We start from the raw sequence: 26,485 nt of genomic DNA, 5'->3' as shown, positions 1-26,485 counted from the left end.
CCGTGGCCGAATGCCTGGGCTCTCTTTGTGCGCGGCCGTCATGACGGCAACCTCCACACTCTACCAGAGCGGATGCCTCGTGGCCGCCGCGAGCGGATCCCCGCCCGAGTCCCGAACCCACGTCGGCGCGCACGCATCAGGTCAGCCGACGGCGATGACCGCCTTGCCGAGAATCTCCCCCGCACGAAGTCGCCCGAGTTCATGCGGCACCTGTTCGAGCGGGTGCGGACCGTCGATGACCGCGCGCAACTCCCCTGCCGCGGCGAGCACGGCCAACGCCGGCAGGTCGCGGTTCGGGACAGCCGCGAGCAGCCCGACACGAGCACCGCTCGGGGCCGCGCTCCGACCGCCGCGCGCGCTCGCGACGAGCACCTGCATGATGCGGCCCGGGCTCCCGCCGATGGTGACGGCACGGCCACCCTCGGCGAGCAGCGATCGCGACCGCGACGGCGGCAGCGCGCCGACGACGTCGAGCACGAGGTCGAAGGGTCCGGGCGAGGCCGACTCGCCGTCGACGCCGGTGTCGACGACGTCCGCACCCAGTTCGGCGAGCGCGTCGAGCTTCGACACCGCGCGCTCGACCGCCGTCACCCTGGCTCCAGCACGTGTCGCGAGCTGGATCGCGAACGTGCCGACTCCCCCGCCCGCGCCGACGATGAGCACACGACGCCCGTGCAGCGCACCGTCCGGGGCGACCGCCTCGACCCCGCCGAGCGCCTGCCACGCCATGCTCGCTGCCTGCGGCAGTGCGGCGGCGGTGACGTCGTCGAGCCCGGGCGGCCGCGACACGACAGCGTCCTCGGGTGCGACCACGAGCTCGGCGAAGCCGCCCCAGCCCGACGCCGAAAGCTCGCCGAAGACGGCGTCGCCCACGCGGTGACGGGAGACCCCGCGGCCGACCGCGACGACCGTACCGGAGACATCCGAGCCGATCACCCGATGCTTCGGGCGGAAGGGCGCCGCAAGGCGCACGAGTGTCGCACCGGTGGCGAGGTCGACGTCCCAGGAGTTGAGCGAGACCGCGGTGACGCGCACGGCGACCTCCCCCGCGGCCGGCACGGGTTCTGCGACCTCGGCGAGCCGCATGACGCGCTCGGGGAGGCCGTACCGGTCGAGCACGATCGCACGCATCGCCACGGCGCCCTCCCATCGCTCCAACACGTGCTCCGAGGATAGCGATCCCAGGCTCCGCGGCGGAGAGCTGCGGCCGCTCGCCTGAGGGCCGGCAGCGCCCGCAGGCGATCGCTGCGAGGCTTGGCATGACGGATGCCCCGGAGCAGACTGACCCCATGGGGTTCGTCATCAAGCGGGTCTACGACCCGGCCGAGGCATCCGACGGCTACCGCGTGCTCGTCGACCGGCTCTGGCCGCGCGGCGTGAGCAAGGAGCGCGCCGCGCTCGACCTGTGGGACAAAGAGGTCGCACCCTCCCCCGAACTCCGCACCGAGTGGCACCGCAACCGTGAACGGTACGACGAGTTCGCCGCGCGGTACCGAGCCGAGCTCGACGGGAACGACGCGGCGCCGGCGCTCATCGCGGTGGGTCACGAGCACGAGCGGGTGACGCTGCTCTTCGGCGCACGCGACGAGCAGGTGAACCACGCGGTCGTGCTGCTCGACTGGCTCGCCGACCACGGGGCATCCGTCGACCGTTGATCTTGCAGTCGCCACCCGGGCGGCGTAGCGTGCGAACCGATCGAAGGAAGTGAGCAGCCATCATGATCACGATCGCTCGAACACGCACCATCGCACTCGGCCTCGCAGCCGCCGCCCTCGCGTTCGCGGGCACGGGAGCAGCCCAGGCGGCGCCGCCCGGCACCCCCGCGATTCCGCTCAACAACGAGCAGGAAGCGCAGACGACCGGCGCCACCGGCGGGGCACGAGGCTTCTTCGCCTACGAGATCACCGGCGGCGACTTCTGCTACACGCTCGAGGTGTCCGGCCTCACCGCCGGCGCTACCGCGGCGCACGTCCACGTCGGCCCCCGCAACGCCGCCGGCCCCGTCGTCATCCCGATCCCGGTGCCGAACTCGACGAGCTTCGAGGTGACCGCCTGCGCCATCCCCGCCCCCGCTCCGGCGCTGCTCGACGCGATCGCCTCGACACCGAAGGCCTACTACATCAACGTGCACACGCAGACGTTCCCCGGCGGCGAGGCCCGCGGCCAGCTGAAGTAGCCGCGCGATCCGAGAGAGCGGATGCCGCGCCATCCGCTGGTTCTCTGCGCTACGGCGCCAACAGGAAGATCGCGGGCCAGCCCGTGTGCGCGTAGACGATGACGGCGAACACGACCGCGTCGAAGAGCATGTGCACCACGAACACGTACGTGAGCGACTTCGTCAGCTTGAACGTGTAGCCCTGGATGAGTGCGAAGGGGATCGTGAGCAGCGGCCCCCACGACTGGTAGCCGAGCTCCCACAGGAACGACACGAACACGATCGTCTGCAGCAGGTTCGCCTGCCAGCTCGGAAAGTGCCGGCGCAGCAACACGAAGACGGTGCAGACGAAGAACAGTTCATCCCAGGTGCCGACGGCGACGACGCCCACGAGCAAGCGGGCGATCTCGTCGGGTTCCGTCACCGTCGGCCAGTTCTGGTACGAGCCCGAGGTGATGAAGTAGAAGGGCAGGATCAGCCAGCCGGCGAGGGTCACGAAGATCAGGTACAGCCACTGCGTGCGGTTCCAGCGCCGGCCGGTCCGCCAGGGGAAGCGGATGACGCGTTCGCGGTAGAGGAACCGTGAGATGAGGTACGGCACGAGCACGGCGAGCCCGAGCACGACGGCGAAGCGCAGCATGCCCTCGTCGCTGAGATCGGCCTTCAGCGAGACCGTCGAGATGATGACCTGGCCGACAGCGATGAGCGCGAGGTCGGCGAACAGCCGCTCGGTGCGGCCGGAGCGATCGCAGAGCCACGCCGCGAGGAGGCCGACCGCGAGCATCGCGTAGCCGACGATCGACAGCAGGAAGCCGAACAGCAGCACTGCTGCACCGCACACGAGCAGGGCAGGAAGGAGTGCGATCGGGTGCGTTCGCAGGGCCGGCGGGTCGGAGGATGCCGCCGTGCCGGCGTCTGGGGCTCCGTTCTCGTCCGCGCGCGACATCCGCTGCTCGCCGTCTACTCGTCGTCGCCGAGTTCGCCGCGACGCGACGCCCCGGCCCAGCGGGAGAGGAACACCGCGCCGGCCTCGTCGTGGATGAGCTCGCCCGCGGTCAATACCCGGTACCCGGTGGCCGGGATGCCCTCGGCCGGGCGCACATCGACGTGCCGCACCCGCTCGCCGCGGTCATGGAGCCAGTCGGCCATGCGGTAGTCGCCCCGCGAATCGCCCATCGTGCGCCAGTACTGCGGCCGGATGCCGCGCCCGGCGAGCAGCTCGACGGCGCGCTCGGCGCCCAGGTCTTTACCGAGTCGCACCGACTCGACGTCGGTCGAGATGATGGTCGGGTCGATGCGCCAGTGCACGCGGCCCGCGGCATCCGGTCGCTCCTCGCTGCCCAGCACCGTGCCGAAGCCGCGCGAGGCGAGCGACTCGTGCGCGTGCGCGTCGAAGCGCGGCTGCGCCTCGAGGTACGCCTCGGATGCCACGTGCACGTGCTGCTCGACCGAGACCATGGCCCGCTTCGTGTCGTCGAAGAAGGCGAACTCGTCGAAATGAGCCTCGACGTAGGCGCGCATGTCGGCCGCGAAGTCGTGGGGCATCGCCAGCTCGAGGTCGACGAAGACCTCGCCGAGACCGCCGCGGTCGATCTCGGCCCAGACGGCTCCCTTCTCGCAGATCGCCCAGACCGGCGCGCCGGCCTCGAGACCGGCCGCGAGAAGCGGTGGCACGACCTGCTCGGCGATGAATGCGTCGGAGCGGCCCGTATTGAAGATCACGGGATTTCCGGCGTTCGCCAGCGCAGCGAGGTCGCGCGCGATCGAGGGAATCGCGATCGACCGCGTCACGGGACTGGCGATGGGGCCGTCGACGTCGAGCAGGAGGCCGAGGAGCGGGGTGGAGGTCACGCAACCAGCCTATGGGCGCGGCGCCCCGGCGATGTCGTCGGCAGGTGCGAGCATCGAGCCATGCAGCAGATCGTGCCTCCCTACCTGCTCGACCGCATCGCTCACGCAGCCGGCCCGAGGTTCCCGCTCGCGGCCGAGGCCGCGAGACGCGCACTCCTCCGCGAACCTCCGGCGCGACTCGGCATCGAGACGCTGCACGACCTTCCGAGCCTGCTCCCCGACGTCCCCTCGAAGCCCGATCGTCGCATCTCCGATGCCGAGGGTCGCGAGGCGCTTCCGGGCCGACTCGTGCGCCGCGAAGGCGAACGCGCCACGGGCGACGAGGCCGTCGACGACGCGTACAACGGCCTGGGCGACACGCACCGCATGTTCGACCGCGTCTTCGGTCGCGACTCGATCGACGGCGACGGCATGCCGCTCGAGGCCACCGTGCACTTCGGCGACCGCTACGACAACGCCTTCTGGGACGGCGAGCGCATGGTGTTCGGCGACGGCGACGGCGAGGTCTTCCGCGGGTTCACCGATTCGCTGAGCGTCATCGGCCACGAACTCGCCCACGGGGTCACCGAGCACACGGCGAAGCTGCGCTACCACGGGCAGTCCGGCGCGCTCAACGAGCACGTCTCCGACGCATTCGGCGCGCTCGTCGAGCAGTACTCGCTCGGCCAAGACGCGGGCGCCGCGAGCTGGTTGATCGGCGAGGGCATCTTCACCGACGAGGTGCAGGGGCGCGCGCTGCGATCGATGCTCGAACCTGGCACGGCGTACGACGACGACGTGCTCGGGCGCGACCCGCAGCCCGGGCACATGCGCGACTACATCGAGACCACCGACGACAACGGCGGTGTGCACCTGAACTCGGGCATACCGAACCGGGCGTTCGCCCTCGCCGCCCGAGAGCTCGGCGGCTTCGCCTGGGAGCACGTCGGGCGCATCTGGTACGACGTGCTCACCTCGGGGCGCTTGCCGATCGACGCCGAATTCGACCGTTTCGCGGCCGAGACACGGCGCGCGGCGCGTGAGCGCTACGGACCCGACAGTGCAGAGGAGCGCGCCGTCGCTCGCGGCTGGTCGGCCGTCGGCATCGAGCCGCCGACACCCTCCGACTGAGCGGGCTCCGCGACATCCTGTCGTCTCGTACCGGCACGGGAGTACGATCGCCAGCATGGACGTCATCGTGTCGCGCTCGGGTGGCCTCGCCGGCCTGCGCCTCACATGGCAGGTTCACGTCGACGACCAGCCCGACTCCGACGACTGGTACGTGCTGATCGAACGGATCCCGTGGACCGCGGCTCCCCCGGTCCCGCCTGAACCCGACCGTTTCGTCTATCGCATCCGATGCGAGCCGAACACCGCGAGTACAGCCGATCGTGCTCACGAGGCGACCCTCGCCGAACGTCAGCTCACCGGACCGTGGCGGAAGCTCGTCGACCTCGTGCAGGATCGAGCCGAACCCGAGCGGCAGGGACGGCGCGCAGCTTCGACACGCGATGATGCTCAGTGATCGGTGCCGACCGAGGCCTTCACGAGCTGCAGCTGCAGTGCGACTCCTGCGCGCACCGGCAACGCAACTGCCCGGTCGTGCTTGAGGCCGTCGACCACTGAGACGATCAGGCTCGCCAACTGCTCGCTCGTCGCATCGATCTCGGCGAGCCGGATCTCGCCGGACTCGTCGGCGTTTCTCACGGCTGCAGCGAGCAGCTGGAGCAGCCGCTGACGGGCATCGCGAGCAACGTCACCCACGAGTTGCGTGCTCACGTCGAAGAGCTCCGATCCGTGTGGACTCGCGCTGATCTCCTCCATCAGACCGGTGAAGTACGCGGCGACGGCCGCTTCGATGCGTTCGAACACGCCTGTCGGTCGCGCCAGCTCCGCCTCGACGGCATGCAGCACACGCTCGTGGGTGCGGATCGACCCCGACCGGAAGATGTCCTCCTTGTTCGCGAAGTGGAGGTACAGTGCCGCGCGGGACATGCCGGCGGCTTGGGCGATGTCGCTCATCGACGTCTTCTGAAACCCGTACCGGCAGAACACCGTCAGCGAGGAGTCGAGGATCGCGTCGGAGGTGCGCTCGGAGGTGGTCACCGAGACAGATTGACACTTTGTGCCGAAAGTGTCAATCTGTCGTTGCCCGCGAACCGACGGGTGGGAAGCCGCCGCCGGCGCCGCCCCACGGCGTGGCCACCACCGACGACAACAGCTCCGGATGAGGAATCGCCATGCAACAGCCCGCCCATGAGATCGAAGCCGAACTGCTTCGCGACGTCGAACGAGCCCGACTGCGTGCGCTCGTCGAGGGGAACATCGCGGCCGCCGGCGTACTGCACGCCGCAGATTTCCAACTCATCACGCCCATCGGAGCGCCCCTCAGCAAAGAGCAGTACCTCAGCGCCATCGACGCCGGCCGCATCAACTACATCTCCTGGGATCCCGGCCCCATCGCCGTCCGACTCTCCGGGCCTGTCGCGACGCTCCGCTACGCAGCCGAGCTCGAGGTCGTCTTCGACGGCCTCCACATCGCGAAGACCGGCTATTGGCACACCGACACCTACGAGCTGAATCACGGACATTGGCAGGCGGTGTGGTCGCAGGCGACCGCGATTCGATAGCGGCCGGTCGCAACGCACCCGCCACATCGGTTCACGGCGCGTGCGGACGCACGGCAATCGTCGCGGTGCCTGCTCGTACAGCAACGGTCGCCGAGCATCATCCGGCCGCGGCGGAAGCGCTCCGACCTCTGTTCTGCTCACGCCGTGCCCGAGCGGCCGGCGCGCCGCGCAGGGCTGACACGGCGCCCCACGCGATGAGGCCCTGGGCCGCGAGGTAGCTGAGCATGACCACGAGGTCGTGCAGGCCGAACTCGTACCCCGGCAGGAATCGGCCGAGCGCGAGCACCGAATCCGAGACGACGAAGAGCGCACCGCCGAGGGCGACGACTCCGCCGCGCCCGCCCGCGAGTGCTCCCATCAGGCCGAGCACGGCGCCGTAGACCGCCACCGGCACGAGCAGCGCCCCGAGGTGCCCGGCGAGCAGGGCGAGGAAGACGCCGTACCAGCCGAGGTACACGAGCGTCCACGCCGGCAGACGTACGCCGGTCGACGGCGCCGGCAGCCGGAGGAACAGCCCGACGTACGCGAGATGCGCCAGGAGGAAGCCGAGCAGTCCTGGCACGAACAGTCCCGGAAACGACAGCAGCACGTCGCCGACCCACGATGCCGCCAGCGCGGCGAGGAGCAGCCATTCCGTCGACGTTCGCACCGGGCGGAGCGCGACGATCACCGCGACGAGGAGCGCCGGCACCAGCAGCGCCTTGGAGATCGTGATCGCCGAAGCCGGACCGGTGTACAGCACCACCAGATGGAGGAGCGAGAGCAGCAGATACGGCAGGAAGAGGCGCAGGGTGCGGCCGGTCACGTCATCGTGTCCTCAGGTCGGGGCGGAATCAGGTCATCGTATCCGGTCGCATCGACGCCGTTCGATTCCGGCGATCCGGCGCCGTTCCACTCGTCGCAGCACGCGATGCGAGCAGTCGGGGAACGGCGAAGGCCGGCGAGCACACGCTCGCCGGCCTTCGAGATTCGGATCGGTTCGGCTCAGCTCACGCCGAGCAGGTCGATCACGAAGATGAGCGTCTTGCCCGAGAGCTGGTGGCCGCCACCGGCGGGCCCGTAGGCCTGCTGCGGCGGCACGGTGAGCTTGCGACGCCCACCGACCTTCATGCCGGGGATGCCCTCCTGCCAGCCGCTGATCAGCGCTTGCAGCGGGAAGTTGATCGACTGACCGCGGCCCCATGAGGAGTCGAACTCCTCGCCGCTGTCGTACTCGACGCCGAGGTAGTGCACGTCGACCGTCGAGCCGCGCTGCGCCTCGTCGCCGTCGCCCACGACGATGTCTTCAATCACGAGTTCGGCAGGAGCCGGCCCCTCGGGGGCGTCGATCTCGGGCTTGCTGTTCGTATCGGTCATGCATCCAGTTGAACAGGTTCGCGGCGCGGTCGCAATCGCGGACAACCGTCCACCCCCCTCTTGCGCTGACTGCGAACAGGATGCACTCTGGAATTCGAGAACTCGTCGCCTGGTAGAGATGTCGGCAGTGCCACACCACAAGGCGGCGAGTTTCTTTGCGCCGGGAGGCTGCCCGAAAGCTACCCGACGAGCACTCGTCGCTCATCGACGACCGCCGCGAGCAACGCCTGTTCTTCGGCGAAGGTGCGCTCCCCGGCGAGACCGGTTGCGATGCGTTGCCTCGTGAACGCCAGGTGCGTGGCGGCCGTGATCATCTTCTTCATGGCGCTCGTGCGCGGTGGCGTCTGCGCCCGCGCCCACGCCCTCGCCTGACGGCGGCCGCCGGGCGTCGCGAGCATCTCGACCTCGGCGGGGCTGAACCAGCCTGCGGCGCCGTACTCGGCGAGTCGGCGCCGCGTCACCCGCACCTCTTGGCGACGGAGGAAGAAGGTGAGCAGCACCGCACCGACGAAGATCGGCACCTGCACCGTGAAGTAGAGCCCGATCGCGTCGTCGGCGAACGCGAGCGATCCGTTCCACAGGGCGTGCAGCAGCACGGCGCCGAGGAGGCCGAGCAGGAACCAGCCGATCACTCCGGCTCCCCCACCGCGGCGCGCGCCGATGCCGATCGCCAGACCCGTGCACACCGTGAACAGCACGTGCGCGAACGGCGAGAAGAGCCCGCGCACCACGAAGGTCGCACCGAGCGTCGCTGCGCCTCCCTCTGCGAGTGCAGCGCCGAAGTACAGCACGTTCTCGGTGAACGCGAACCCGGCTGCGACGGTCGCTGCGTACACGAGGCCGTCGACCGGTCCGTCGAAATGCGACCGCGAGAAGGCGAAGATCAGGAGCACGCCGATGCCCTTGGCGAGCTCTTCGACGATCGGCGCCTGAACGACGGCTTGCAGCGCCTCGTCGCGTGCGCCACCGGGTTCGGCGTAGGCCAGCGCGAGCTGCACGCCGAGGTCGACGACGAGCGCGATGGCGACCGAGACGGCCGCGCCCCAGAGGAAGGCGAACCAGAGCGCCCAGCGCGGCTCCGGCTCCCACCGGTCGACCCAGCGCACGGCGAGCAGCACGACGGCGAGGGGCACGAGTGCGAGGAGGGAGCCGATGGCGAGCGTCGGCAGGCCGAAGCCGATGGCGATGTACGCGACGACGAGCAGGCCCACGAATCCACCGACCACGATGCCGACGATCGCGAACGCGAGTCCGCCGCCCCGCGCCTTCGGAGACGCGGACCAGATCGGCGGTGCGGGAGACGGGTTCTGGGCAGGTTCTGGGGCCACGGAGGTCACCCGGGCAGCCTATCGAGCGCCGGGCGCGGATGCCGCGAACATGACCCCCGGGTTCAGGATGCCGGTCGGGTCGAAGAGCGCCTTGATGCCGCGCTGCAGCTCGAACGAGTCATCGCCGAGCTCGTCGGCGAGCCAACGCCGTTTCAGCACCCCCACTCCGTGCTCGCCGGTGAGCGTGCCGCCGAGCGCGACGGCAGCTCGGAACATGTCGTCGGCGGCGGCCCAGACGGGTTCGGGCACCTCATCGCCCGTGAAGACGAAGTTCGGGTGCAGGTTGCCGTCTCCCGCGTGGGCGATCGTCGGGATCTCGATGCCGTAGCGGCGGCTGATCTCCTCGATGGCGCGGAACATCTCGGGCAGGCGCGAACGCGGCACGGCGACGTCTTCGATGAGCACCTGGCCCGAAGCCGCGAGGGCGGGGTGCATGGCCCGGCGGATGCCGAGCAGGCGGTCGCCCGTCGCCGCATCCGTCGACAGGGTCACCCGACCGCCCGAGGCGGAGAACAGGCGGGCGATCTCGGCCGCCTCTCCGGCGGCACCGGCCCCGTCGCTCTGCGCGAGCAGGAACGTCTCTGCCGGGGCCACGGTCTCGAGCGGCGTACCGGCGAGTTCGGTCGGGCCGAGGAAGGCCGCGACCCTCGCGAGCCCGACGGCGTCGATCAGTTCGAGCACTGCCGGTCGCAAACGCGCAGCGGTGACGGCAGCGGCTGCCGCGGCGGCGGTCTCGACGTCGGGGAACACCGCAGCGACGGTCACGATCTCGCCGGCGGTGATCGGCCGCAATCGCACCGTCGCCTCGACGATGACCCCGAGGGTGCCCTCCGAGCCGGTGAACAGCGCGGTGAGGTCGTATCCGGTGACGCCCTTCACCGTTCGGTGACCCGTGCGCAGCAGCCGGCCGTCGGCGAGCACCACAGCGAGGCCGAGCACCGCCTCTCGCGTCACGCCGTACTTCGCGCAGAGCAGCCCGCCGGCATTGGTCGCGATGTTGCCGCCGATCGACGAGATCGCGCGGCTCGCGGGGTCGGGCGCGAACCAGAGTCCGCGTGCGGCGAGCGCATCGTTCAGGTCGCCGTTGAGCACTCCGGGTTCGACGACCGCGAGTTCATCGGCTTCGGAGATCTCGAGCACCCGGTTCATTCGCGAGAGGTCGAGCACGATGGCGCCGGGGCTCGCGATCGCGCCGCCGGCCAGGCCGGTGCCGGCTCCCCTCGGCACCACGGGAGTGCCGGTCTCGTGCGCGATGCGCATGACGTGCTGCACATCGGCGACGGATGCCGCGTGCACGACGGCGAGCGGAGGGGTGGCGCTGCGCCACCCCGACCGGTCGTCGCGACTCGCCTCGAGGTCTGCCGGATCGGTGGACACTGCTGCCCCGATGACGTGTTGCAAACGGGTCACGACGGCGTGCGGCATCCCTCCACCCTACGGCGAACCGCTCGTGTCCGATTCCCGCTGGTCGATGTCGGTGCGGCGTGCGAGGCTGGAGCCATGACGAGCACCGCCACCAACCGCCGACTCGCGATCGAACCGCTCGACGACCCCGTGTTCGCCGAGCGGTACCGCGCGATGCAGGCGCGCGACGCCCGATTCGACGGTCAATTCATCACGGGCGTGCACTCCACCGGCATCTACTGCCGCCCGAGCTGCCCCGCGGTCGCTCCGAAGCCGAAGAACGTCAGCTTCTACCTCACGGCGGCCGCGGCGCACGAGGCCGGTCTGCGTGCGTGCAAGCGGTGCCTGCCTGACGCCGTGCCCGGCTCTCCCCAGTGGGACCTGCGCGATGACCTCGCGGCCAGGGCCATGCGTCTCATCGCCGATGGCGTCGTCGAGCGAGCCGGAGTGCCCGGTCTCGCCGCGCGCCTCGGCTACACGCCGCGCCACCTCACCCGAGTGCTGACCGCCGAGCTCGGGGCCGGCCCGCTCGCGTTGGCACGGGCGCACCGCGCGCAGACCGCGCGGGCGCTGCTCACTTCGACGACCCTGCCCGCAGCGGATGTCGCCTTCGCCTCGGGCTTCGGCAGCATTCGCCAGTTCAACGACACGATCCGCGAGGTCTACGAGCGCAGCCCGCTCGAGCTCCGCGCCGCAGCGCGGTTGCGCGAACGCCGCCCGTCGGCGCCTTCTGCGGCGCCGGCATCACCCGAAGGCGTGTCGATCGACCCGACGGCCGACAGCGGCGTGGTCCGGCTCCGGCTCCCTGCGCGAGCGCCGTTCGATGCCGCAGGCGTGTTCGCCTGGCTGGCCGCGAGAGCCCTCGACGGTGTCGAGCGGGCCGGCGACGACCGGTACGAACGCACGCTCGGCCTCCCCGGCGGACCTGCCGTCGTCATCTTCACCCCGGCGGGCGACACCACGGCTCCGGCGATCGAGGTCGAGGCGCGACTCGCGATCCTTTCCGACCTCCCACCCCTCGTCGCTCGGGTTCGCCGCCTCTTCGATCTCGACGCCGACGCGGTGGCGATCGACGCGCTGCTCGCCCGCGACCCGGCACTCGCGGCATCGGTCGCAGCGACTCCCGGCATCAGGGTGCCGGGATGCCTCGACCCGCACGAACTCGTCTTCCGCGCGCTGATCGGTCAACAGGTCTCGGTCAAGGCGGCACGCACCGCCCTCGCACGGCTCGCCGCCGAGCTCGGCGAGCGCGTGCCCCGGCATGCCGACGGCGCCCCGACAGTGCTGTTCCCGAGCGCGGCGACGATCGCCGAGCACGGCGACGCGGTGCTCAGGGGGCCGGCAGCGCGGGTTCGCACGATTCTCGAGGTCGCAGCCCGACTCGCCACCGGTGAGCTCATCGTGGCCGCCGAATGCGAGCGCCACGAGCTGCAGGCCGAACTCCTCGCCCTGTCCGGCATCGGTCCGTGGACCGCGGGCTACGTGGCCATGCGCGTGACTCGGGCGCCTGACGTGCTGCTGACCGGCGACCTGGCGCTCCGCAACGGCGCCGAGCGGCTCGGGCTCCCGTCATCGCAGGCCGAACTCGCGTCGACGAGCGCGCGTTGGGCGCCATGGCGCAGCTACGCCTCGATGCATCTCTGGCGCGCCGCCGGCACAAAGATCTGATGTCTCGGCCGACCCGCGGTACGATCACCGCATGGCCGTCACCGACGAAGCGATTCTGCGCATCAAAGAGATGATCATCGCGGGCGAACTCGCCCCCGGTGATCGATTGCCGCCCGAGAAGGAACTCAGCGAACGACTCGGTCTGTCACGCTCCTCGCTGCGTGAGGCCGTGAAGGCCCTCGAGGTGATCCGCGTCCTCGATGTGCGGCGCGGCGACGGCACGTATGTCACGAGCCTCGAACCGCGCCTGCTGCTCGAGGCGATGTCGTTCGTCGTCGACCTCCACGACGACCATTCGGTGCTCGAGATCTTCGCCGTACGCCGCATCCTCGAACCTGCCGCGAGTTCGCTCGCGACACGGAACGCCGGCCCCGACGACGTCGATCGTCTTCGCGAGATCGTGGCGAGCGTCGACCATGCGGCGGGCGTCGAGGCACTCGTCGAGCACGACCTCGAGTTCCACCGCGGCATCGCCGAGGCTGCAGGCAACGCATATCTCGCGAGCCTCATCGACTCGCTCTCGAGCCACACCGTGCGTGCGCGCATCTGGCGCGGCATCACGCAGGAGAACGCCGTCGAACGCACCCTCTCCGAGCACCACGCGATCCTCGACGCGATCGCCGCGGGCGACGCCGACCTCGCCTCCGCCCTCACCGTCGTGCACGTCAGCGGTGTCGAGCAGTGGCTCCGTTCCGCCCTCTGACGCCTTCCACCGTCGGCGGCCTGACCGCCGGCGTGCACGACGAAGGGGCGCCGGTCGCGACCGACGCCCCTGCGACATCCTGCGTCTACTCGTAGAGCACTGCCTGGATCTCGTCATCGTCGATGTTCGACGCGTCGTACCAGTAGAAGCCCGTGTCGATCGTCTTCGGCAGTTCCTTGCCGTCGAGCGCCTCGACGGCGGCCTTCACCGTCTCGTAGCCGATGCCGACCGGGTTCTGGGTGATCGCGCCGATCATGAGGCCGTCGCGGATCGCATCCATCTGCGCCTTGCCGGAGTCGAACCCGACCACGACGAGCTGGCTCGGGTCGATGCCGAGTTCCTTGACCGCCTGAACCACGCCGATCGCCGATCCCTCGTTCGAGCCGTAGATGCCCTTCAGGTCGGGGTTCGCCGCGAGGATCGCCTTGGCGAGGTCGGCGGACTTGGCCTGGTCGCCGCCGCCGTACTGGACGTCGACGATCTCGATGTTCGGCTCGTTCTCCTCCATGTAGTCGACGAAGCCGTCGCGGCGTTCCTGACCGGTGACCGAGGTCTGGTCGTGCACGACGAGGGCGACCTTGCCCTCGTGGCCGACGGCCTCGGCCATGTGCTTGGCGGCCTCGGCGGCGGCGGCGAGGTTGTCGGTCGCCGCGGTCGTGAGCGGGATGTCGCTGTCGACGCCCGAGTCGAACGCGATGACCGGGATGTTCGAGTCCTTCGCCTGCTGCAGCAGCGGACCCGCCGCCTGGCTGTCGAGGGCCGCGAACCCGATCGCCGCGGGGTTCTTGTCGAGCGCGGTCTGCAGCTGCTGGATCTGCTGGTCGACGTCGGCCTCGGTGTCGGGACCCTCGAAGGTGATCTCGACGTCGAACTCCTCGGCCGCCTGCTCGGCGCCCGACTTCACGGCCTGCCAGAACTGGTGCTGGAAGCCCTTCGAGACGAGCGCGATGTACGGCTTTTCGCCGTCTCCTCCGCCCGTGTCCGAACCTCCGCCGTCGCTCGCGCAACCGGCGAGCACGAGCGCTGCGGCAACGGCGCCGACGATCACGCCCATCGTTCGCTTCTTGAACATGGTCACTCCTTGGTGTTGTGGGTATTCGTGGGTGGAACGGGGGTGCAGGCGATTCGGTCTACGACCGTCGCCGACGCAGCATGTCGAGGTACACGGCGACGAGGATGACGATGCCGACGGCGACCGACTGCCACTCCTGCGGAACGGAGATGATGCGCAGGCCGTTCGTCAGCACGGCCATGATGAGGGCGCCGATGACGGTGCCGACGATGGAGCCCTTGCCGCCCTGCAGCGAGGTGCCGCCGATCACAACGGCCGCGATCGCCTCGAGCTCGAGGCCCATACCGCCCGTCGGTTGTGCCGACGAGAGACGGGAGGCGCTCAGCACGCCGGCGAGACCGACGAACAGCCCCGCGAGCGTGTAGACGATGATCTTCCAGCGGCGAACGTTGACACCGGACAGGGCCGTGGCCGCCTCGTTCGAGCCGATCGAGAAGGTGTACCGGCCGACGATCGTCTTCGACAGCAGCACCGCGGCGACGATGATCATGACGATGAAGATCGCGACGCCGAGTGGGAAGCGCACGCCAGGGATGATCGACAGGTTCATGATCGATTGGAACTCGGGGGTGTCGTTGAAGTAGATCGGCTTCGTGCCCGAGATCACGAGCGACAGGCCCGCCGCGATGAGCATCATGCCGAGTGTCGCGATGAACGGCGGAATGCCGAGCACTGAGACGTTCACGCCGTTGATGAGGCCGATCAGTCCACCGAACAGGATGGTGGCGCCGACGCCGGCCCAGAGCGGCCAGCCGAGATAGGTGAGGAAGACGCCGGCCATCACGCCGCAGAGCACCATTCCGGTGCCGATCGAGAGGTCGATGCCGCCGGTGATGATCACGAAGGTCGTGCCGAGCGCCAGGATTCCCGTGACCGTCGCTGCGGTCAGGATCGAGACGAGGTTGTTCGTCGTGAAGAAGTGCGGACTCGCGAAGGAGAAGACCGCGACGATCACGATGAGGCTGGCGAACGCGAGCAGCTGCTGCAGCGAGCCGCGCAGCCACGCGAATCGGGGGGTACCGGCTTCGACCGCGGCGAATGCCGTCGTCGACGGGGTCGGTGCTGGCGGTTGCGTCGTCGTCGGGCTCATCGTGCGATCGTTCCTTCGCTGGTGAATCGGGTGGCGTAGTCCATGAGGTTCTCCTGCGTCGCCTCGGCGTTGTCGAGCACCGCGGTGAGGCGACCCTCGGCCATGACGGCGATCCTGTCCGAGAGTCGCAGCACCTCGGGCAGCTCCGAGGAGATCATGATGATCGCCTTGCCCTGGTCGGCGAGCTGGCGCAGGAGGGCGTAGATCTCCTCCTTGGCACCGACGTCGATGCCGCGGGTGGGTTCGTCGAAGATCAGCACTTCGCAGTCCTTCGCGAGCCATTTCGCGATGACGACCTTCTGCTGGTTGCCACCGGAGAGGTTCTTCACGAGCTGCGCCGTCGACGGCGTCTTGATGCGGAGCTTCTCGACGTACTCGCGCCCGGTGGTCTCGATGCGAGACCCGTTCACGAAGCCGAGACCCGAGACGTAGTCGCGCAGCGACGCGAGCACGATGTTCTCGCGAACACTGCGCTCGAGCAGCACGCCGAGCTGCTTGCGGTCTTCGGAGAGGTAGCCGATGCCGTACCGCGCCGCTTCGGCGGGATTCGCGATCGTCACCGGCCGGCCGTGCACGAGGATCTCGCCCGCCTCCCGGCGATCGGCACCGACGATCGCGCGAGCCACCTCGGTACGCCCGGCGCCCATGAGCCCGGCGAAGCCGAGGATCTCCCCCGGTCGGACATCGAAGCTGACGTCGCGAAGGAGGTGCTTGGTCGAGAGGCCGCGGACCGAGAGCACCGGCTCGCCGCTCGACCCGGTCGCCTGCGGCCGTTGCTCGCCGGAGATCGCCCGGCCGACCATGAGCGAGATGATCTCGCTCGGCTCGGTCTCCGTCGTGATGCGCGTGCCGATGTACCGGCCGTCGCGGAGCACCGTGATTCGGTCGGAGACACGGGCGAGCTCTTCCATGCGGTGCGAGATGTAGATGACGCCGGTTCCGGGGGTGCGGAACCGGCCGATGAGCTCGAAGAGCACGTCGACCTCTGCGTCGTTCAACGCTGCCGTCGGCTCATCCATGATGAGCACCTTGGCGTCGAACGAGAGCGCCTTCGCGATCTCGACCATCTGCTGGCGCGCAACCGTGAGGCGCTCGACGCGCTCAGCCGGGTCGAGCGCGAGTCCGAGCCGATCGAACAGCTCCTGCGCGCGACGGTTGAGGGCCCGCTCGTCGAGGAAGAGCCCGCCCGCGCGGTGCTCGCGCCCGATGAAGATGTTCTGCGCGACCGTGAGGTCGGGCATGAGGTTGAACTCCTGGTGGATGATCGAGATGCCGAGTTCTTGCGCATGCCGCGGTCCCTCGATCGTGAGCTCCTCGCCGTTGAGGCGGAAGGACCCGGCGTCGGGCGTGTAGATGCCGGCCAGCAGCTTCATCAGGGTGGACTTGCCGGCCCCGTTCTCGCCGACGAGGGCGAGCACCTCGCCGTGGCGGAGCTCGAGCTGCACATCGGCGAGCGCCTGCACCCCGGGGAACCCCTTGCTCACGCCCTCCAGGTCGAGCAGCGGCGTCGCACTCGCCGTCTGAGCGCTCATCGCGCTGCGCCGCTCGGTGAGGAGTCGTTCACGACGCCCTTGCGCATTACGGCATTGCCGTATGGCCGCAGTTCTCCGGTGCGGACGACGAGCTGCGCTGCGGCCGCCCGATCGTAGAACGCGAATCGCTCGAGCTCCTCCACCCGGCCGGCGCCGGCGTCGGCGGCGGCGACGAGCTCGTGCTGCACAGGCGGTCGTTCGCCTCCCTCGGCCGACATGAGGAGGACCGATGCGCCCTCGTAGCCGTCGAGCGGCAGGACGGTGCGGATCGCTGTGACCACATCTGCAGCAGAGAGCGCCGGCAGCTCGATGACGGGCTTCCCCATGCGGTGCGCGGGAAAGTTCGCGTCTGCGACGACGAGTTCGTCGCCGTGACCGAGCCGATCGAGTGCAGCGAGCAGTTCGCCGCAGAGGATCGGGTGGATGCCAGTCAGCACGTGCGCCTCTCTTCCTTGAGATTCGAGATGATTGTACTACTCATCCGATGTTTCGTCAGATTTCGCTCGACTTTGTCGCGATTCAGCACTCGTTCGGCATGAGACATCAGATTACTCCGGCCGAATACACGCGCTCAGCAGTACCGCCGAGCACGGCGGCGCGCTCCTCGGGCGCGAGCGCGTCGAGGCATCCGCTCATGACGGTCCACGTCGGTCGATAGCCGCCGTGTGGCACCGTCATCGGCCAATCCCCGCCGTACATGAGGCGATCCGGCCCGAACGCGTCGAGTGCGAGCTCCCAGAGGGGTCGAACCGACGCGACGCCGAACCGCACGCCCGGCAGATGCAGGCCCGAGAACTTCGCGACGGTGTTCGGCAGCGCCGCCGCCTCTTCGAACTCCGCGCGCCAGGCGGCGAAGTCGTCACGGCCGACCGGCGGTTTCGCAAGGTGATCGATCACCACGGTGAGCTCGGGCAGCGCGCGAGCGAGTGCACCGGCCGAACGCAGATGGTGCGGCCACGCGTCGGGCACGTCGAATGCGAGCCCGCGGCCGGCGACCTCCGCCAATGAGGCGCGCACGTCGGGCAGCTCGAGGAAGTCGTTTCGCGGGTCGTCGTGCACGAGATGGCGGATGCCGCGGAGTGCAGGTTCGTCCTCGAGCGCGTCGAGCGCCCGGAATGCCGCAGCGCGATCGTCGAGCGGAACCCAGCCCACGACCCCGGCCACCCAGTCGTGGCGCGCCGCGACGTCGAGCATGAAACGCGTGTCCGCGAGCGAGTCCTCGGCCTGCACGAGGATCGCAGCGTCGATACCTGCCGCCTCGAGCTCGGCCCACGCCTGCTCAGGGCCGAAGTCCGCATCGAGCGGGCCGAGCTCCGGCGTGATCCACGCGTACTCGCTCACCGCGCGATCCCAGAGGTGCAGGTGCGCGTCGATCGTTCGGACAGTGTCGGTCACGGGATGAACCCCTCGTCTCGCAGCCTGGTCCACAGGGAATCGGGCACCGCTGCGCCCATGCGCGCGGCATTCTCGGCGACGCCGCGCGCCCTCGCGGAGCCCACGACGACGGTACGCACGGCGGGATGGCGCAGCGGATAGTGCAGTGCCGCCACGGGAAGCGCGACGCCTTCGGCGCGACAGCTGTCGGCCAGGCGCTGTGCATGCGCCAGCGTGGCGGGGGGAACGATGCCGTAGTTGTACCGGCCACTCGCCGAGGGCTCATCCGTGGCCAGAAGCCCGGAGTTGAAGACGGCGGCGGCGACAACGCCGACACCGCGTTCGAGGCAGAGGGGCAGCAGCTCGACGAGGGCGGGTTGTTCGAGCAGCGTGTACCGCCCGGCGACCATCACGAGGTCGAGGTCACCCTCCCGAACCGCACGAGCTGCGGCATCCGCGCTGTTGGTGCCGATGCCGATCGCACCGACGATGCCCTCGTCTCGCAGCTTTGCGAGCGCAGGGAGCCCCTCGCCGAGCCCTCGATCGAGGTCGTAGACATCAGGATCATGCAGGTAGGCGACGTCGATGCGGTCGAGCCCGAGGCGCTCGAGTGAGTCCTCGATGCTGCGGCGGATGCCCGCCTCGCTCGGATCGAAGCGCCGGACGGTGCGGTTCGGCACGGCGAATTCGTGGGCGAGATCGTCGCCGCCCGCGAAGTCGGGGTTCGGATCGAGCACCCGGCCGACCTTCGTCGAGAGCACGAAGTCGTCACGTGGCTTCTCGGCCAGGAACGCGCCGAGCCGACGCTCGGAAAGGCCGAGACCGTAGTGCGGTGCGGTGTCGAAGTACCTGATACCGCCGTCCCAGGCCGCGGCGAGCGCGTCAGCCGACTCTGCGTCACTCACCTCGCGGTAGAGATTGCCGACCGGGGCGGCACCGTAGCCGAGCGGGCCGAGCCGCTCGGCGGAGCACACGTCGGAGCTCACGCAACCACCTCGTCGACGTGCGCGCCGCGCCAGGTGTACGCGTCGACGGATGCCTCGAGCATCTCGGTGCCGGCTCCGGGCGCCACCGGCGTGAGGTAGCGGCCCCGGCGCACCACGGCGGGGGTCACGAAGTGCTCGTGGAGGTGGTCGACGAACTCGATCATGCGCCCGTCCATCGTGCCTGAGAGTGCGACGAAGTCGAACATCGAGAGGTGCTGCACCGCTTCGCAGAGACCGACCCCGCCGGCGTGCGGGCAGACGGGCACACCGAACTTCGCCGCGAGCAGCAGGTTCGCGATGTTCTCATTGACGCCGCCGACTCGCGTCGCATCGATCTGCATGACGTGCATGCCGCCCGCCTGCAGCAGTTGCTTGAACATGATCCGGTTCGCCGCATGCTCGCCCGTCGCCACCTTGATCGGCGCGATGCCGCGCGCGATGGCGGCGTGGCCGAGAATGTCGTCGGGGCTCGTCGGCTCCTCGATCCAGGTGACGTCGAATCCGGCGAGCGCGCGAACCCACTCGATGGCGACGTCGACGTCCCACCGCTGATTCGCGTCGATCGCGATCGGAAAGCCGTCCCCGACCGCTGCGCGGGCGATGCCGAGGCGACGGATGTCGTCGGCGAGGTCGGCGCCGACCTTGAGCTTGATCTGCGGGTACCCCTCGGCGACGGCCTCGCGGCAGAGCCGATCGAGTTTCTCGTCGGAGTACCCGAGCCACCCCGGCGTGGTCGTATAGGCGGGGTAGCCGAGCTCGAGGAGCTCGGCGGTGCGCTCGGCGCGGCCGGGTTCGGCGGCACGGAACAACTCGAGCGCCTCGCCGGGAGTGAGTGCGTCGCTGAGGTAGCGGAAGTCGACGAGCGCGACGAGCTCTTCGGGCGAGAGCTCGGCGAGCAGGCGCCAGAGCGGCAGTCCGGCGCGCTTCGCCTTGAGGTCCCAGAGGGCGTTGATCGCCGCGCCGATCGCCATGTGCATGACGCCCTTCTCCGGGCCGAGCCAACGGAGCTGCGAATCGTGGGCGAGCAGGCGCCACGCCGCGCCCATGTCATCGAGCAGCGCCTCGACGTCTTGGCCGATCAGGTGCCCGCGAAGCGCGTCGAGTGCCGCAACCTCGACGTCGTTGCCTCGGCCGATCGTGAAGACGAAGGCGTGGCCCTCGAGGTCGTCGTCCGCGTCGGTGCGGAGCGTGAGGTACGCCGCCGAGTAGTCGGGGTCGGGGTTCATCGCGTCCGACCCGTCGAGCTCGAGGGAGGTCGGGAAGCGGATGTCCCGGGTATCAACGCTGACGATGGTGCTCATGAGGTCCTTTCGTGGCGATCCCGAGCATAAACATCCGATGTCTACTGTGTCAAGCGCGATGAGATGTGCAAGAATCTCCCTGATTCAGCGCACACCTCAGTCAGAGTTCAGATGTTCTCGCGGCGCCGCGCTCAATGGAGAGGACCAGCATGAGATTCGCCCGGCTCGGCAGCATCGGCACCGAGATCCCCGTCGTCTTCGACGGAGATCGCGCGCTCGACCTGCGTGCGATCACCCCCGACATCGACGGGTCGTTCCTCGGCTCCGACGGGATCGAACGTGCGCGTGCCGCGGTCGCCGCCGGCGAACTGCCCGAACTGCCCGATGCCGCGAGCCTTCGCACCGGTGCCCCCATCGCCCGGCCGTCGGCCGTGTACTGCATCGGCATGAACTACGCGGCCCACGCTGCCGAGTCCGGCTCGGAACCGCCGAAGCAGATCGTCATGTTCATGAAGTCCCCGAACACCGTCGTCGGCCCGTTCGACGACGTCGCGATCCCGCGCGGCAGCGAGAAGACCGACTGGGAGGTCGAACTGGGCGTCGTGATCGGCCGGCGCGCGAGCACCCTCGATTCCCCGGCGGAAGCCCGTGCGCACATCGCCGGCTACGTCACGGCGAACGACCTCTCCGAGCGCGATTGGCAGATCGCGCAGTCGGGTGGGCAATGGTCGAAGGGCAAGAGCGCACCCGGCTTCTGCCCGACCGGGCCGTGGCTCGCGACCGACGATGAACTGATCGCGGACGACGTGCGCCTGCAGAGCTTCGTCAACGGCGAGCCGCGACAGGACTCGCGCACGAGCGACCTCATCTTCGGCATCGACACGATCATCTGGACGCTCAGCCGGTACCTCACGCTCGAACCGGGCGACCTCGTGCTCACGGGTACTCCCGAGGGCGTTGCACTGTCGGGCCGGTTCCCCTACCTCTCCGCCGGCGACGTCGTGGAACTCGAGATCGACGGCCTCGGACGCCAGCGTCAACAGTACGTCTCCGCCTGACCGGAAGGACCCTCAACATGACCAGTGAATTCAGCGGCCTCGTCGCGATCGTCACGGGCGGAGCATCCGGCATCGGCGCCGCGATCGCCGCCCGGCTCCAGCAGGGTGGCGCACGCGTAGCCGTCTTCGATCTGCAGCCGGATGCCGCGGCGCACGCCGATCTGGCGGTCGCCGTCGACGTGGCCGACGATGACAGCGTGCGCGCCGGCATCGAGCAGGTCGTCACCGAGCTCGGCCGCATCGACATCGTCGTGAACAACGCCGGCATCGGGGCGCAGGGCACGATCGAGTCGAACCCAGACGACGAATGGCACCGGGTCTTCGATATCAACGTGGTCGGCATGGTGCGCGTCGCGCGGGCGGCACTGCCGCACCTCCGCAACTCGCCGGCCGCCGCGATCGTCAACACGGCGTCGATCGCCTCGACGGCGGGTCTGCCCCAGCGAGCGCTCTACAGCGCGAGCAAGGGTGCCGTCGCTGCGCTGACCAGGGCGATGGCCGCCGACCACGTGCGCGAGGGCATTCGCGTGAACGCCGTGAACCCCGGCACCGCCGACACTCCCTGGATCGGCCGACTGCTCGACTCCGCCGACGACCCGGCGGCCGAGCGTGCGGCGCTCGAGGCCCGACAGCCGCACGGGCGTCTCGTCTCAGCCGACGAGGTCGCGGGTGCCGTCGCGTATCTCGCGAGCCCCGCCTCGGGGTCGACGACCGGTGTCGCGCTGGCCGTCGACGGGGGCATGCAGGAACTGCGGCTACGGCCCGCCGCCCACTGACGAGGGGTGGTCTCCGGGCGCCGCTTGTCGACGCGGCGGTGCTCGGAGCCTCCTTCGTTGTACATCGTGCACAGCGCGTTCGCCCGGTCGCCCGATAGCCTGAAGAGGTGAAGTTCGCGCACCTGAGAGTCGAAGGCCAGACCACCCCTCGACTCGCGGCGGTGATCGCCGAGCACGCGATCTTCCTCGACGAGCTCATGGAGCGCCCACCGCGCGACCTGCAAGACCTCATCGAACGAGGCGCAGAGGGGCTCTCCGAGGTTCGCGACGTCGTCAACAGCGCGGTCGCACGAGGCACCGCGACGACCCCGCCGGTCGCCGAGCTCCGTCACTCGTCGGCCGTGCTGCGCCCGGCGCAGGTCATCGCCATCGGCGCGAACTACGCCGCGCACGCTTCCGAGCTCAAGCTGCGCTCCGAGACGGCGATGACGATCTTCTCGCTCTGGCCGAACTCCCTCACCGGCCACGGCGCCACCACGACGTGGCCCGACGACCTCACCACGCAGGTCGACTACGAGGCCGAGCTCGGCGTCATCATCGGCCGACCGGCCCGCGGCGTGCACGTTCGCGACGCGCTCGACTACGTGTGGGGCTACACCGTCGTGAACGACATCACCGCCCGCGACCTGCAGTTCAGCGAGGCGCAGTGGTCGCGCTGCAAATCGTTCGATGGATTCACCCCGACCGGGCCGGTGGTCGTGACCGCCGACGAGATCGCCGACCCGCAAGATCTGTGGCTGACGACGAATCTCGACGGCCGGATCCTGCAGGACGCGTCGACGAACGAGATGGTGCGGGGCGTTGCCGAGATCATCTCCTACCTCTCACGTTCCGCGACGATCCCGGCGGGCACGCTCATCTCGACCGGCAGTCCGGGCGGCGCCGGGTATTCGCGCAACCCGCAGGTGTTCCTGCGCGACGGCTCGACGGTCACCGTCACGATCGAGGGCATCGGGTCGCTGACGACGCACTGCCGGGTCGTCTGACTCGCTTCGGACCCTACTCCGAGGGTTCGCCCTGCAGGTCGATCAACGGGATCGCCGTCGTGATCGGGTGGATGCCCGAGAGCTTCGACGGTTGCAGCTGCGCCATCACGGCTTCACGGCTCATCAGCCCCGCCTCGACGACGAGGTCGGCGACCGGCCGGCCGGTCTTCAACGCGAGCTTCGCGAGTGTGGATGCCTCGGTGTAGCCGATGAACGGGATGAGCGCCGTGATGACACCGACACTCGAGGCGACCATGGCCTCGAGCCGATCGACGTTGGCCGTGATGCCGTCGATGCAGTTGACCCTGAGCGTCCAGCACGCCTGCCGCATCCAGGTGATCGACTGCAGCAGTGAGTGGGCCATCACGGGCTCGAACGCGTTCAACTGCAGCTGGCCGCTCTCGGCCGCCATCATCACCGTGACATCCGCCCCGGCGACCGCGTAGGCGACCTGGCTGACGGCCTCGGGGATGACGGGGTTGACCTTGCCCGGCATGATGCTGGACCCGGCCTGCTTCGGCGGCAGGTTGATCTCGCCGAACCCGGCCTGCGGCCCTGACGAGAGCAGACGGAGGTCGTTGCAGATCTTGGACAGCTTGATCGCGCTGCGCTTCAGCGCACTCGAGAAGGTCATGAAGACGCCCGTGTCGCTCGTCGCCTCGATCAGGTCGGGCGCCGTCTCGAGGCGCAGCCCGGTGATCGCGCTCAGGTGCCGCACGGCCGCCGCCGCGTACCCGGGGTCGGCCGTGATGCCGGTGCCGATCGCGGTCGCACCGAGGTTCACCTCCGAGAGCAGGGTGATCGTCTCGCTCAACCGCTCGTGGTCTTCACCGAGGGTCGTGGCGAAACCGTGGAACTCCTGGCCGAGCGTCATCGGCACCGCGTCCTGCAGTTGGGTGCGCCCGACCTTCAGCACCTCGTGGAACTCCTGACCCTTGCGGCCGAACGAGAGTCGCAGCAGATCCAGCTCGCGGAGCATGCTCGTCAGCGAGAACGTCATCGCGAGCTTGACCGCGGTCGGATAGGTGTCGTTCGTCGACTGGCTTCGGTTGACGTCGTCGATCGGGTGCAGCACGTCGTAGCTGCCCTTTGGGTGGCCGGCGATCTCGAGCGCGAGGTTCGCGATGACCTCGTTGGCATTCATGTTCGTCGAGGTGCCGGCACCTCCCTGGATCACGCCGACCACGAACTGCTCGTGGAGCTCGCCGTCGATGATGCGCTGGCAGGCCTCGTCGATCCATTCGGCCTTCTGCTCGGTGAGCACGCCGACCTCGCGGTTCGCCCGTGCCGCGGCCTGCTTCACCGAGGCGAGCGCCACGACGAGGTCGGGATAGACCGAGATCGGGCGCTTCGAGATCGGGAAGTTCTCGAGCGCGCGCATCGTATGCACGCCCCAGTATGCGTCGAACGGCACCTCGAGGGACCCCAGGGAGTCGGTCTCGGTGCGGGTGAGCGGCTGCGCGCCGCCCACCGGGCTCGGTTCGGTGTACGTCTCGTCGGTGGTGTCGGGCTCGTGCATCTCTTCCTCCACGGAGTCGTGCGCGAGTGGACGTCGAGGGTGTCGACGCCCCCGCTGCCGGCTCCATCGCCTGGGGTCTGCGCGGGATCGCCGCGCTCGTACTCGAACCGAGCCTATCGCCGCAGGCGGTCGCCCGCGTTCAGACGCGGTCGCTCTCGTCGACGCCGTCCGCCGAGAGCAGTTCGCTCTCCACCGCGCCCCCGTACCCCTCGGTCTGCGGGTCGCCGTGCAGGCCGCCCGACACGGCGTACTCCTCTTCGGGCGAGAGGATGAGCCGGTGCCGGCCCCAGAGCGCGAAGATCGCGAGCATCACGGCGTAGACCACGACGATCGCGATGATCGCCGGCACGAAGGTCGGGTTCAGCAGGAATCCGAGGAAGATGAGTGCGGCGATCAGCGCGGCGACCACTGCTCCGGGCACACCCCACGGGCTGCGATACGGGCGCTTCGCGTTCGGGTACTTGCGACGCAGGATCACGAACGCGACCATCTGCAGCAGGTAGGCGAGCACCGCTCCCCACACCGCGATGTTCAGCACGACCGCGCCGGCGACCGCACCCGCCCCCTCGGCATCGACCTGCGCGAGCACGTCGAGCACGATGAGGGCGGCGAACCCGATCAGCGCGCCGGCGACGAGCGCGACCCACGGCGTCTGCCGCTTTCCCGTCAGTGAGAGGAACTTCGGGTAGTAGCCGGCACGCGAGAGGGAGTACATGTTGCGGCCGTAGGCGAACATAATGCCCTGCAGTGACGCCATGAGGCCGATCAGTGCGAAGAGCGCGAGCACCGCGGCGAGTTCGTCGCCCACGATCGCCCGGAAGCCGTCGAGGAGGGGCTCCCCGGCCACGCCCGTCGCCTCAGCACCGACGACGCCGGTGTTCAAGAAGAGCACCAGGAGGCCCGTGACGATGAGCGTGGCGCGCGCGATGAGGCCGGCCTTCGGGATGTCGCGGACCGGATCCTTCGACTCCTCGGCCGCGAGCGGCAGCTCTTCGATGCCGAGGAAGAACCACATCGCGAACGGCAGGGCGAACAGGATCGGCAGCACGCCGTGCGGGAGGAATGCGGTCTGGCCGGCGTCGGGCACGATGTCGAAGAGCTTGTCCCATGAGAACTGTCCCGAGAAGATCGCCATGGCGCTGAAGACGAGCAGGATCGCGATCGAGATGATCGAGACGACGATCGCGAACTTGAACGAGATGTTCGCGCCGGCGGCGTTGATCCCGATGAACACGACGTAGAGGATCAGCCACCAGATCCATTGCGGCATCGAGAAGCCGAGCAGTTCACTCGTGATCGCGTCGGCATACGAACCCGAGAAGAAGACGATCACGGCGGTCGTCGCGACGTACTCGATCGTCTCGGCGAGTCCCGTCACGAATCCGCCCCACGGCCCCATCGCCGCCCGTGAGAAGGAGTAGGCGCCGCCCGTGTGCGGCATCGCCGACGCCATCTCCCCGATCGAGAAGATCAGGCCGTAGTACATGACCACCAGCACGGCGAACGCGATCAGCATGCCGCCGAAGCCGGCGAAGTCGATGCCGAAGTTCCAACCCGAGAAGTCGCCCGAGATGACCGCGGCGACGGCGAGGCCCCAGAGGCCCCAGACTCCGGCCGTACGGGTGAGTCGGCGTTTCTCGAAGTACCCGGCATCGGCGGTCGTGTACTTCACTCCCGAGACCTTGAGCGTGTCCTTGGTCATGGCGGTTCCCTTGCTCTCTCGAAGCGCGCGGCCGTGAGCAGCGCGGGGGTGGGATGCGTTGGCCCGACTATAGGG

27 protein-coding genes are annotated in these 26,485 nt (G+C 69.3%); 10 read left to right on the top strand and 17 right to left on the bottom strand.

What is annotated here, in order from left to right; translation table 11 throughout:
• Positions 1 to 141: 141 nt before the first annotated feature.
• Positions 142 to 1,161, bottom strand: a complete 1,020-nt coding sequence (locus tag AC6CH0_RS17135) for an NAD(P)-dependent alcohol dehydrogenase (RefSeq protein WP_498103068.1) — start codon at positions 1,159 to 1,161, stop codon at positions 142 to 144.
• Between the two features lie 128 nt (positions 1,162 to 1,289).
• Here AC6CH0_RS17135 and AC6CH0_RS17130 point away from each other — a divergent pair, with 128 nt between their 5' ends.
• A complete protein-coding gene (locus tag AC6CH0_RS17130) occupies positions 1,290 to 1,655 on the top strand; it encodes a DUF488 domain-containing protein (RefSeq protein ID WP_498103066.1) in 366 nt (121 codons plus the stop codon).
• A gap of 62 nt (positions 1,656 to 1,717) precedes the next feature.
• Positions 1,718 to 2,176: a CHRD domain-containing protein gene (locus AC6CH0_RS17125; RefSeq protein ID WP_498103064.1), complete on the top strand. Its 459-nt coding sequence runs from the start codon at positions 1,718 to 1,720 to the stop codon at positions 2,174 to 2,176.
• A 49-nt stretch (positions 2,177 to 2,225) separates the two neighbouring features.
• Here the strand turns inward: AC6CH0_RS17125 and AC6CH0_RS17120 are convergent, their stop codons facing one another.
• Together AC6CH0_RS17120 and AC6CH0_RS17115 are read right to left on the bottom strand one after the other, a co-directional pair.
• Complete coding sequence (locus AC6CH0_RS17120) at positions 2,226 to 3,101, bottom strand: CPBP family intramembrane glutamic endopeptidase (RefSeq protein ID WP_498103062.1); 876 nt, start codon at positions 3,099 to 3,101, stop codon at positions 2,226 to 2,228.
• Between the two features lie 14 nt (positions 3,102 to 3,115).
• On the bottom strand, positions 3,116 to 4,006 hold the full coding sequence (locus AC6CH0_RS17115; protein WP_498103060.1) for a hypothetical protein: 891 nt from the start codon (positions 4,004 to 4,006) through the stop codon (positions 3,116 to 3,118).
• A 60-nt stretch (positions 4,007 to 4,066) separates the two neighbouring features.
• Between AC6CH0_RS17115 and AC6CH0_RS17110 the strand changes: the two genes are divergently transcribed.
• Positions 4,067 to 5,116 carry a M4 family metallopeptidase gene (locus tag AC6CH0_RS17110; protein ID WP_498103058.1) on the top strand — a complete coding sequence of 350 codons (1,050 nt, stop codon included), beginning with the start codon at positions 4,067 to 4,069 and terminating at the stop codon, positions 5,114 to 5,116.
• 55 nt (positions 5,117 to 5,171) lie between these two features.
• Positions 5,172 to 5,510 carry a protealysin inhibitor emfourin gene (locus AC6CH0_RS17105; protein WP_498103056.1) on the top strand — a complete coding sequence of 113 codons (339 nt, stop codon included), beginning with the start codon at positions 5,172 to 5,174 and terminating at the stop codon, positions 5,508 to 5,510.
• On the opposite strand, the gene AC6CH0_RS17100 is transcribed toward AC6CH0_RS17105, so the two are convergent.
• Positions 5,504 to 6,091 carry a TetR/AcrR family transcriptional regulator gene (locus AC6CH0_RS17100; RefSeq protein ID WP_498103054.1) on the bottom strand — a complete coding sequence of 196 codons (588 nt, stop codon included), beginning with the start codon at positions 6,089 to 6,091 and terminating at the stop codon, positions 5,504 to 5,506. The two genes, AC6CH0_RS17105 and AC6CH0_RS17100, sit on opposite strands and share 7 nt — an antisense overlap.
• Before the next feature lie 134 nt (positions 6,092 to 6,225).
• Between AC6CH0_RS17100 and AC6CH0_RS17095 the strand changes: the two genes are divergently transcribed.
• Positions 6,226 to 6,615: a nuclear transport factor 2 family protein gene (locus AC6CH0_RS17095; protein WP_498103052.1), complete on the top strand. Its 390-nt coding sequence runs from the start codon at positions 6,226 to 6,228 to the stop codon at positions 6,613 to 6,615.
• 97 nt (positions 6,616 to 6,712) lie between these two features.
• Here AC6CH0_RS17095 and AC6CH0_RS17090 read toward each other — a convergent pair whose 3' ends face one another.
• From AC6CH0_RS17090 to AC6CH0_RS17075, 4 genes are all read right to left on the bottom strand, one after another.
• Entirely contained in the window at positions 6,713 to 7,420 is a 708-nt protein-coding gene (locus AC6CH0_RS17090) for a lysoplasmalogenase (protein ID WP_498103050.1), read from the bottom strand.
• 179 nt (positions 7,421 to 7,599) lie between these two features.
• Positions 7,600 to 7,971, bottom strand: coding sequence for an FKBP-type peptidyl-prolyl cis-trans isomerase (locus AC6CH0_RS17085; RefSeq protein ID WP_498103048.1), 372 nt, complete (start codon positions 7,969 to 7,971; stop codon positions 7,600 to 7,602).
• 179 nt (positions 7,972 to 8,150) lie between these two features.
• Positions 8,151 to 9,308, bottom strand: coding sequence for a PrsW family intramembrane metalloprotease (locus tag AC6CH0_RS17080; RefSeq protein ID WP_498103046.1), 1,158 nt, complete (start codon positions 9,306 to 9,308; stop codon positions 8,151 to 8,153).
• A gap of 9 nt (positions 9,309 to 9,317) precedes the next feature.
• Positions 9,318 to 10,724, bottom strand: coding sequence for an FAD-binding oxidoreductase (locus tag AC6CH0_RS17075; protein WP_498103044.1), 1,407 nt, complete (start codon positions 10,722 to 10,724; stop codon positions 9,318 to 9,320).
• A 75-nt stretch (positions 10,725 to 10,799) separates the two neighbouring features.
• Here AC6CH0_RS17075 and AC6CH0_RS17070 point away from each other — a divergent pair, with 75 nt between their 5' ends.
• Together AC6CH0_RS17070 and AC6CH0_RS17065 are read left to right on the top strand one after the other, a co-directional pair.
• Positions 10,800 to 12,371: a DNA-3-methyladenine glycosylase 2 family protein gene (locus AC6CH0_RS17070; RefSeq protein ID WP_498103042.1), complete on the top strand. Its 1,572-nt coding sequence runs from the start codon at positions 10,800 to 10,802 to the stop codon at positions 12,369 to 12,371.
• Between the two features lie 31 nt (positions 12,372 to 12,402).
• Positions 12,403 to 13,074 (top strand): FadR/GntR family transcriptional regulator, encoded by a 672-nt coding sequence (locus tag AC6CH0_RS17065; protein WP_498103040.1) that lies wholly within the window; start codon positions 12,403 to 12,405, stop codon positions 13,072 to 13,074.
• An 85-nt stretch (positions 13,075 to 13,159) separates the two neighbouring features.
• Here the strand turns inward: AC6CH0_RS17065 and AC6CH0_RS17060 are convergent, their stop codons facing one another.
• The 7 genes from AC6CH0_RS17060 to AC6CH0_RS17030 all read right to left on the bottom strand — a co-directional run bounded on the left by AC6CH0_RS17060 (position 13,160) and on the right by AC6CH0_RS17030 (position 20,429).
• A complete protein-coding gene (locus AC6CH0_RS17060; RefSeq protein WP_498103038.1) occupies positions 13,160 to 14,146 on the bottom strand; it encodes an ABC transporter substrate-binding protein in 987 nt (328 codons plus the stop codon).
• Positions 14,147 to 14,204: 58 nt separating this feature from the next.
• Positions 14,205 to 15,236 carry an ABC transporter permease gene (locus AC6CH0_RS17055; RefSeq protein ID WP_498103036.1) on the bottom strand — a complete coding sequence of 344 codons (1,032 nt, stop codon included), beginning with the start codon at positions 15,234 to 15,236 and terminating at the stop codon, positions 14,205 to 14,207.
• Positions 15,233 to 16,768 (bottom strand): sugar ABC transporter ATP-binding protein, encoded by a 1,536-nt coding sequence (locus AC6CH0_RS17050; protein WP_498103034.1) that lies wholly within the window; start codon positions 16,766 to 16,768, stop codon positions 15,233 to 15,235. Before AC6CH0_RS17050 ends, AC6CH0_RS17055 begins: the two co-directional genes overlap by 4 nt.
• Positions 16,765 to 17,205, bottom strand: coding sequence for an RbsD/FucU family protein (locus tag AC6CH0_RS17045; protein WP_498103032.1), 441 nt, complete (start codon positions 17,203 to 17,205; stop codon positions 16,765 to 16,767). Before AC6CH0_RS17045 ends, AC6CH0_RS17050 begins: the two co-directional genes overlap by 4 nt.
• A gap of 106 nt (positions 17,206 to 17,311) precedes the next feature.
• Positions 17,312 to 18,163: an amidohydrolase family protein gene (locus tag AC6CH0_RS17040; RefSeq protein WP_498103030.1), complete on the bottom strand. Its 852-nt coding sequence runs from the start codon at positions 18,161 to 18,163 to the stop codon at positions 17,312 to 17,314.
• Positions 18,160 to 19,128 carry an aldo/keto reductase gene (locus tag AC6CH0_RS17035; RefSeq protein WP_498103028.1) on the bottom strand — a complete coding sequence of 323 codons (969 nt, stop codon included), beginning with the start codon at positions 19,126 to 19,128 and terminating at the stop codon, positions 18,160 to 18,162. The genes AC6CH0_RS17040 and AC6CH0_RS17035 overlap by 4 nt, the downstream gene beginning before the upstream one ends.
• The gene (locus AC6CH0_RS17030; protein WP_498103026.1) at positions 19,125 to 20,429 is read right to left on the bottom strand and encodes an enolase C-terminal domain-like protein; all 1,305 of its coding nucleotides are present in this window, start codon (positions 20,427 to 20,429) and stop codon (positions 19,125 to 19,127) included. The genes AC6CH0_RS17035 and AC6CH0_RS17030 overlap by 4 nt, the downstream gene beginning before the upstream one ends.
• A 149-nt stretch (positions 20,430 to 20,578) precedes the next feature.
• Between AC6CH0_RS17030 and AC6CH0_RS17025 the strand changes: the two genes are divergently transcribed.
• The 3 genes from AC6CH0_RS17025 to AC6CH0_RS17015 all read left to right on the top strand — a co-directional run bounded on the left by AC6CH0_RS17025 (position 20,579) and on the right by AC6CH0_RS17015 (position 23,189).
• On the top strand, positions 20,579 to 21,427 hold the full coding sequence (locus tag AC6CH0_RS17025) for a fumarylacetoacetate hydrolase family protein (RefSeq protein WP_498103024.1): 849 nt from the start codon (positions 20,579 to 20,581) through the stop codon (positions 21,425 to 21,427).
• Positions 21,428 to 21,444: 17 nt separating this feature from the next.
• Positions 21,445 to 22,203, top strand: a complete 759-nt coding sequence (locus tag AC6CH0_RS17020) for an SDR family NAD(P)-dependent oxidoreductase (protein ID WP_498103022.1) — start codon at positions 21,445 to 21,447, stop codon at positions 22,201 to 22,203.
• A gap of 107 nt (positions 22,204 to 22,310) precedes the next feature.
• Positions 22,311 to 23,189 (top strand): fumarylacetoacetate hydrolase family protein, encoded by an 879-nt coding sequence (locus AC6CH0_RS17015; RefSeq protein WP_498103020.1) that lies wholly within the window; start codon positions 22,311 to 22,313, stop codon positions 23,187 to 23,189.
• A gap of 13 nt (positions 23,190 to 23,202) precedes the next feature.
• On the opposite strand, the gene AC6CH0_RS17010 is transcribed toward AC6CH0_RS17015, so the two are convergent.
• Positions 23,203 to 24,708: an aspartate ammonia-lyase gene (locus AC6CH0_RS17010; protein WP_498103018.1), complete on the bottom strand. Its 1,506-nt coding sequence runs from the start codon at positions 24,706 to 24,708 to the stop codon at positions 23,203 to 23,205.
• Positions 24,709 to 24,847: 139 nt separating this feature from the next.
• On the bottom strand, positions 24,848 to 26,410 hold the full coding sequence (locus AC6CH0_RS17005) for an amino acid permease (protein WP_498103016.1): 1,563 nt from the start codon (positions 26,408 to 26,410) through the stop codon (positions 24,848 to 24,850).
• Positions 26,411 to 26,485: the final 75 nt, after the last annotated feature.

Source organism: Agromyces sp. GQ35, from assembly GCF_059758475.1.
The sequence above is the reverse complement of the archived record's forward strand: the minus strand, read 5'-3'. Positions and strand labels throughout refer to the sequence as shown.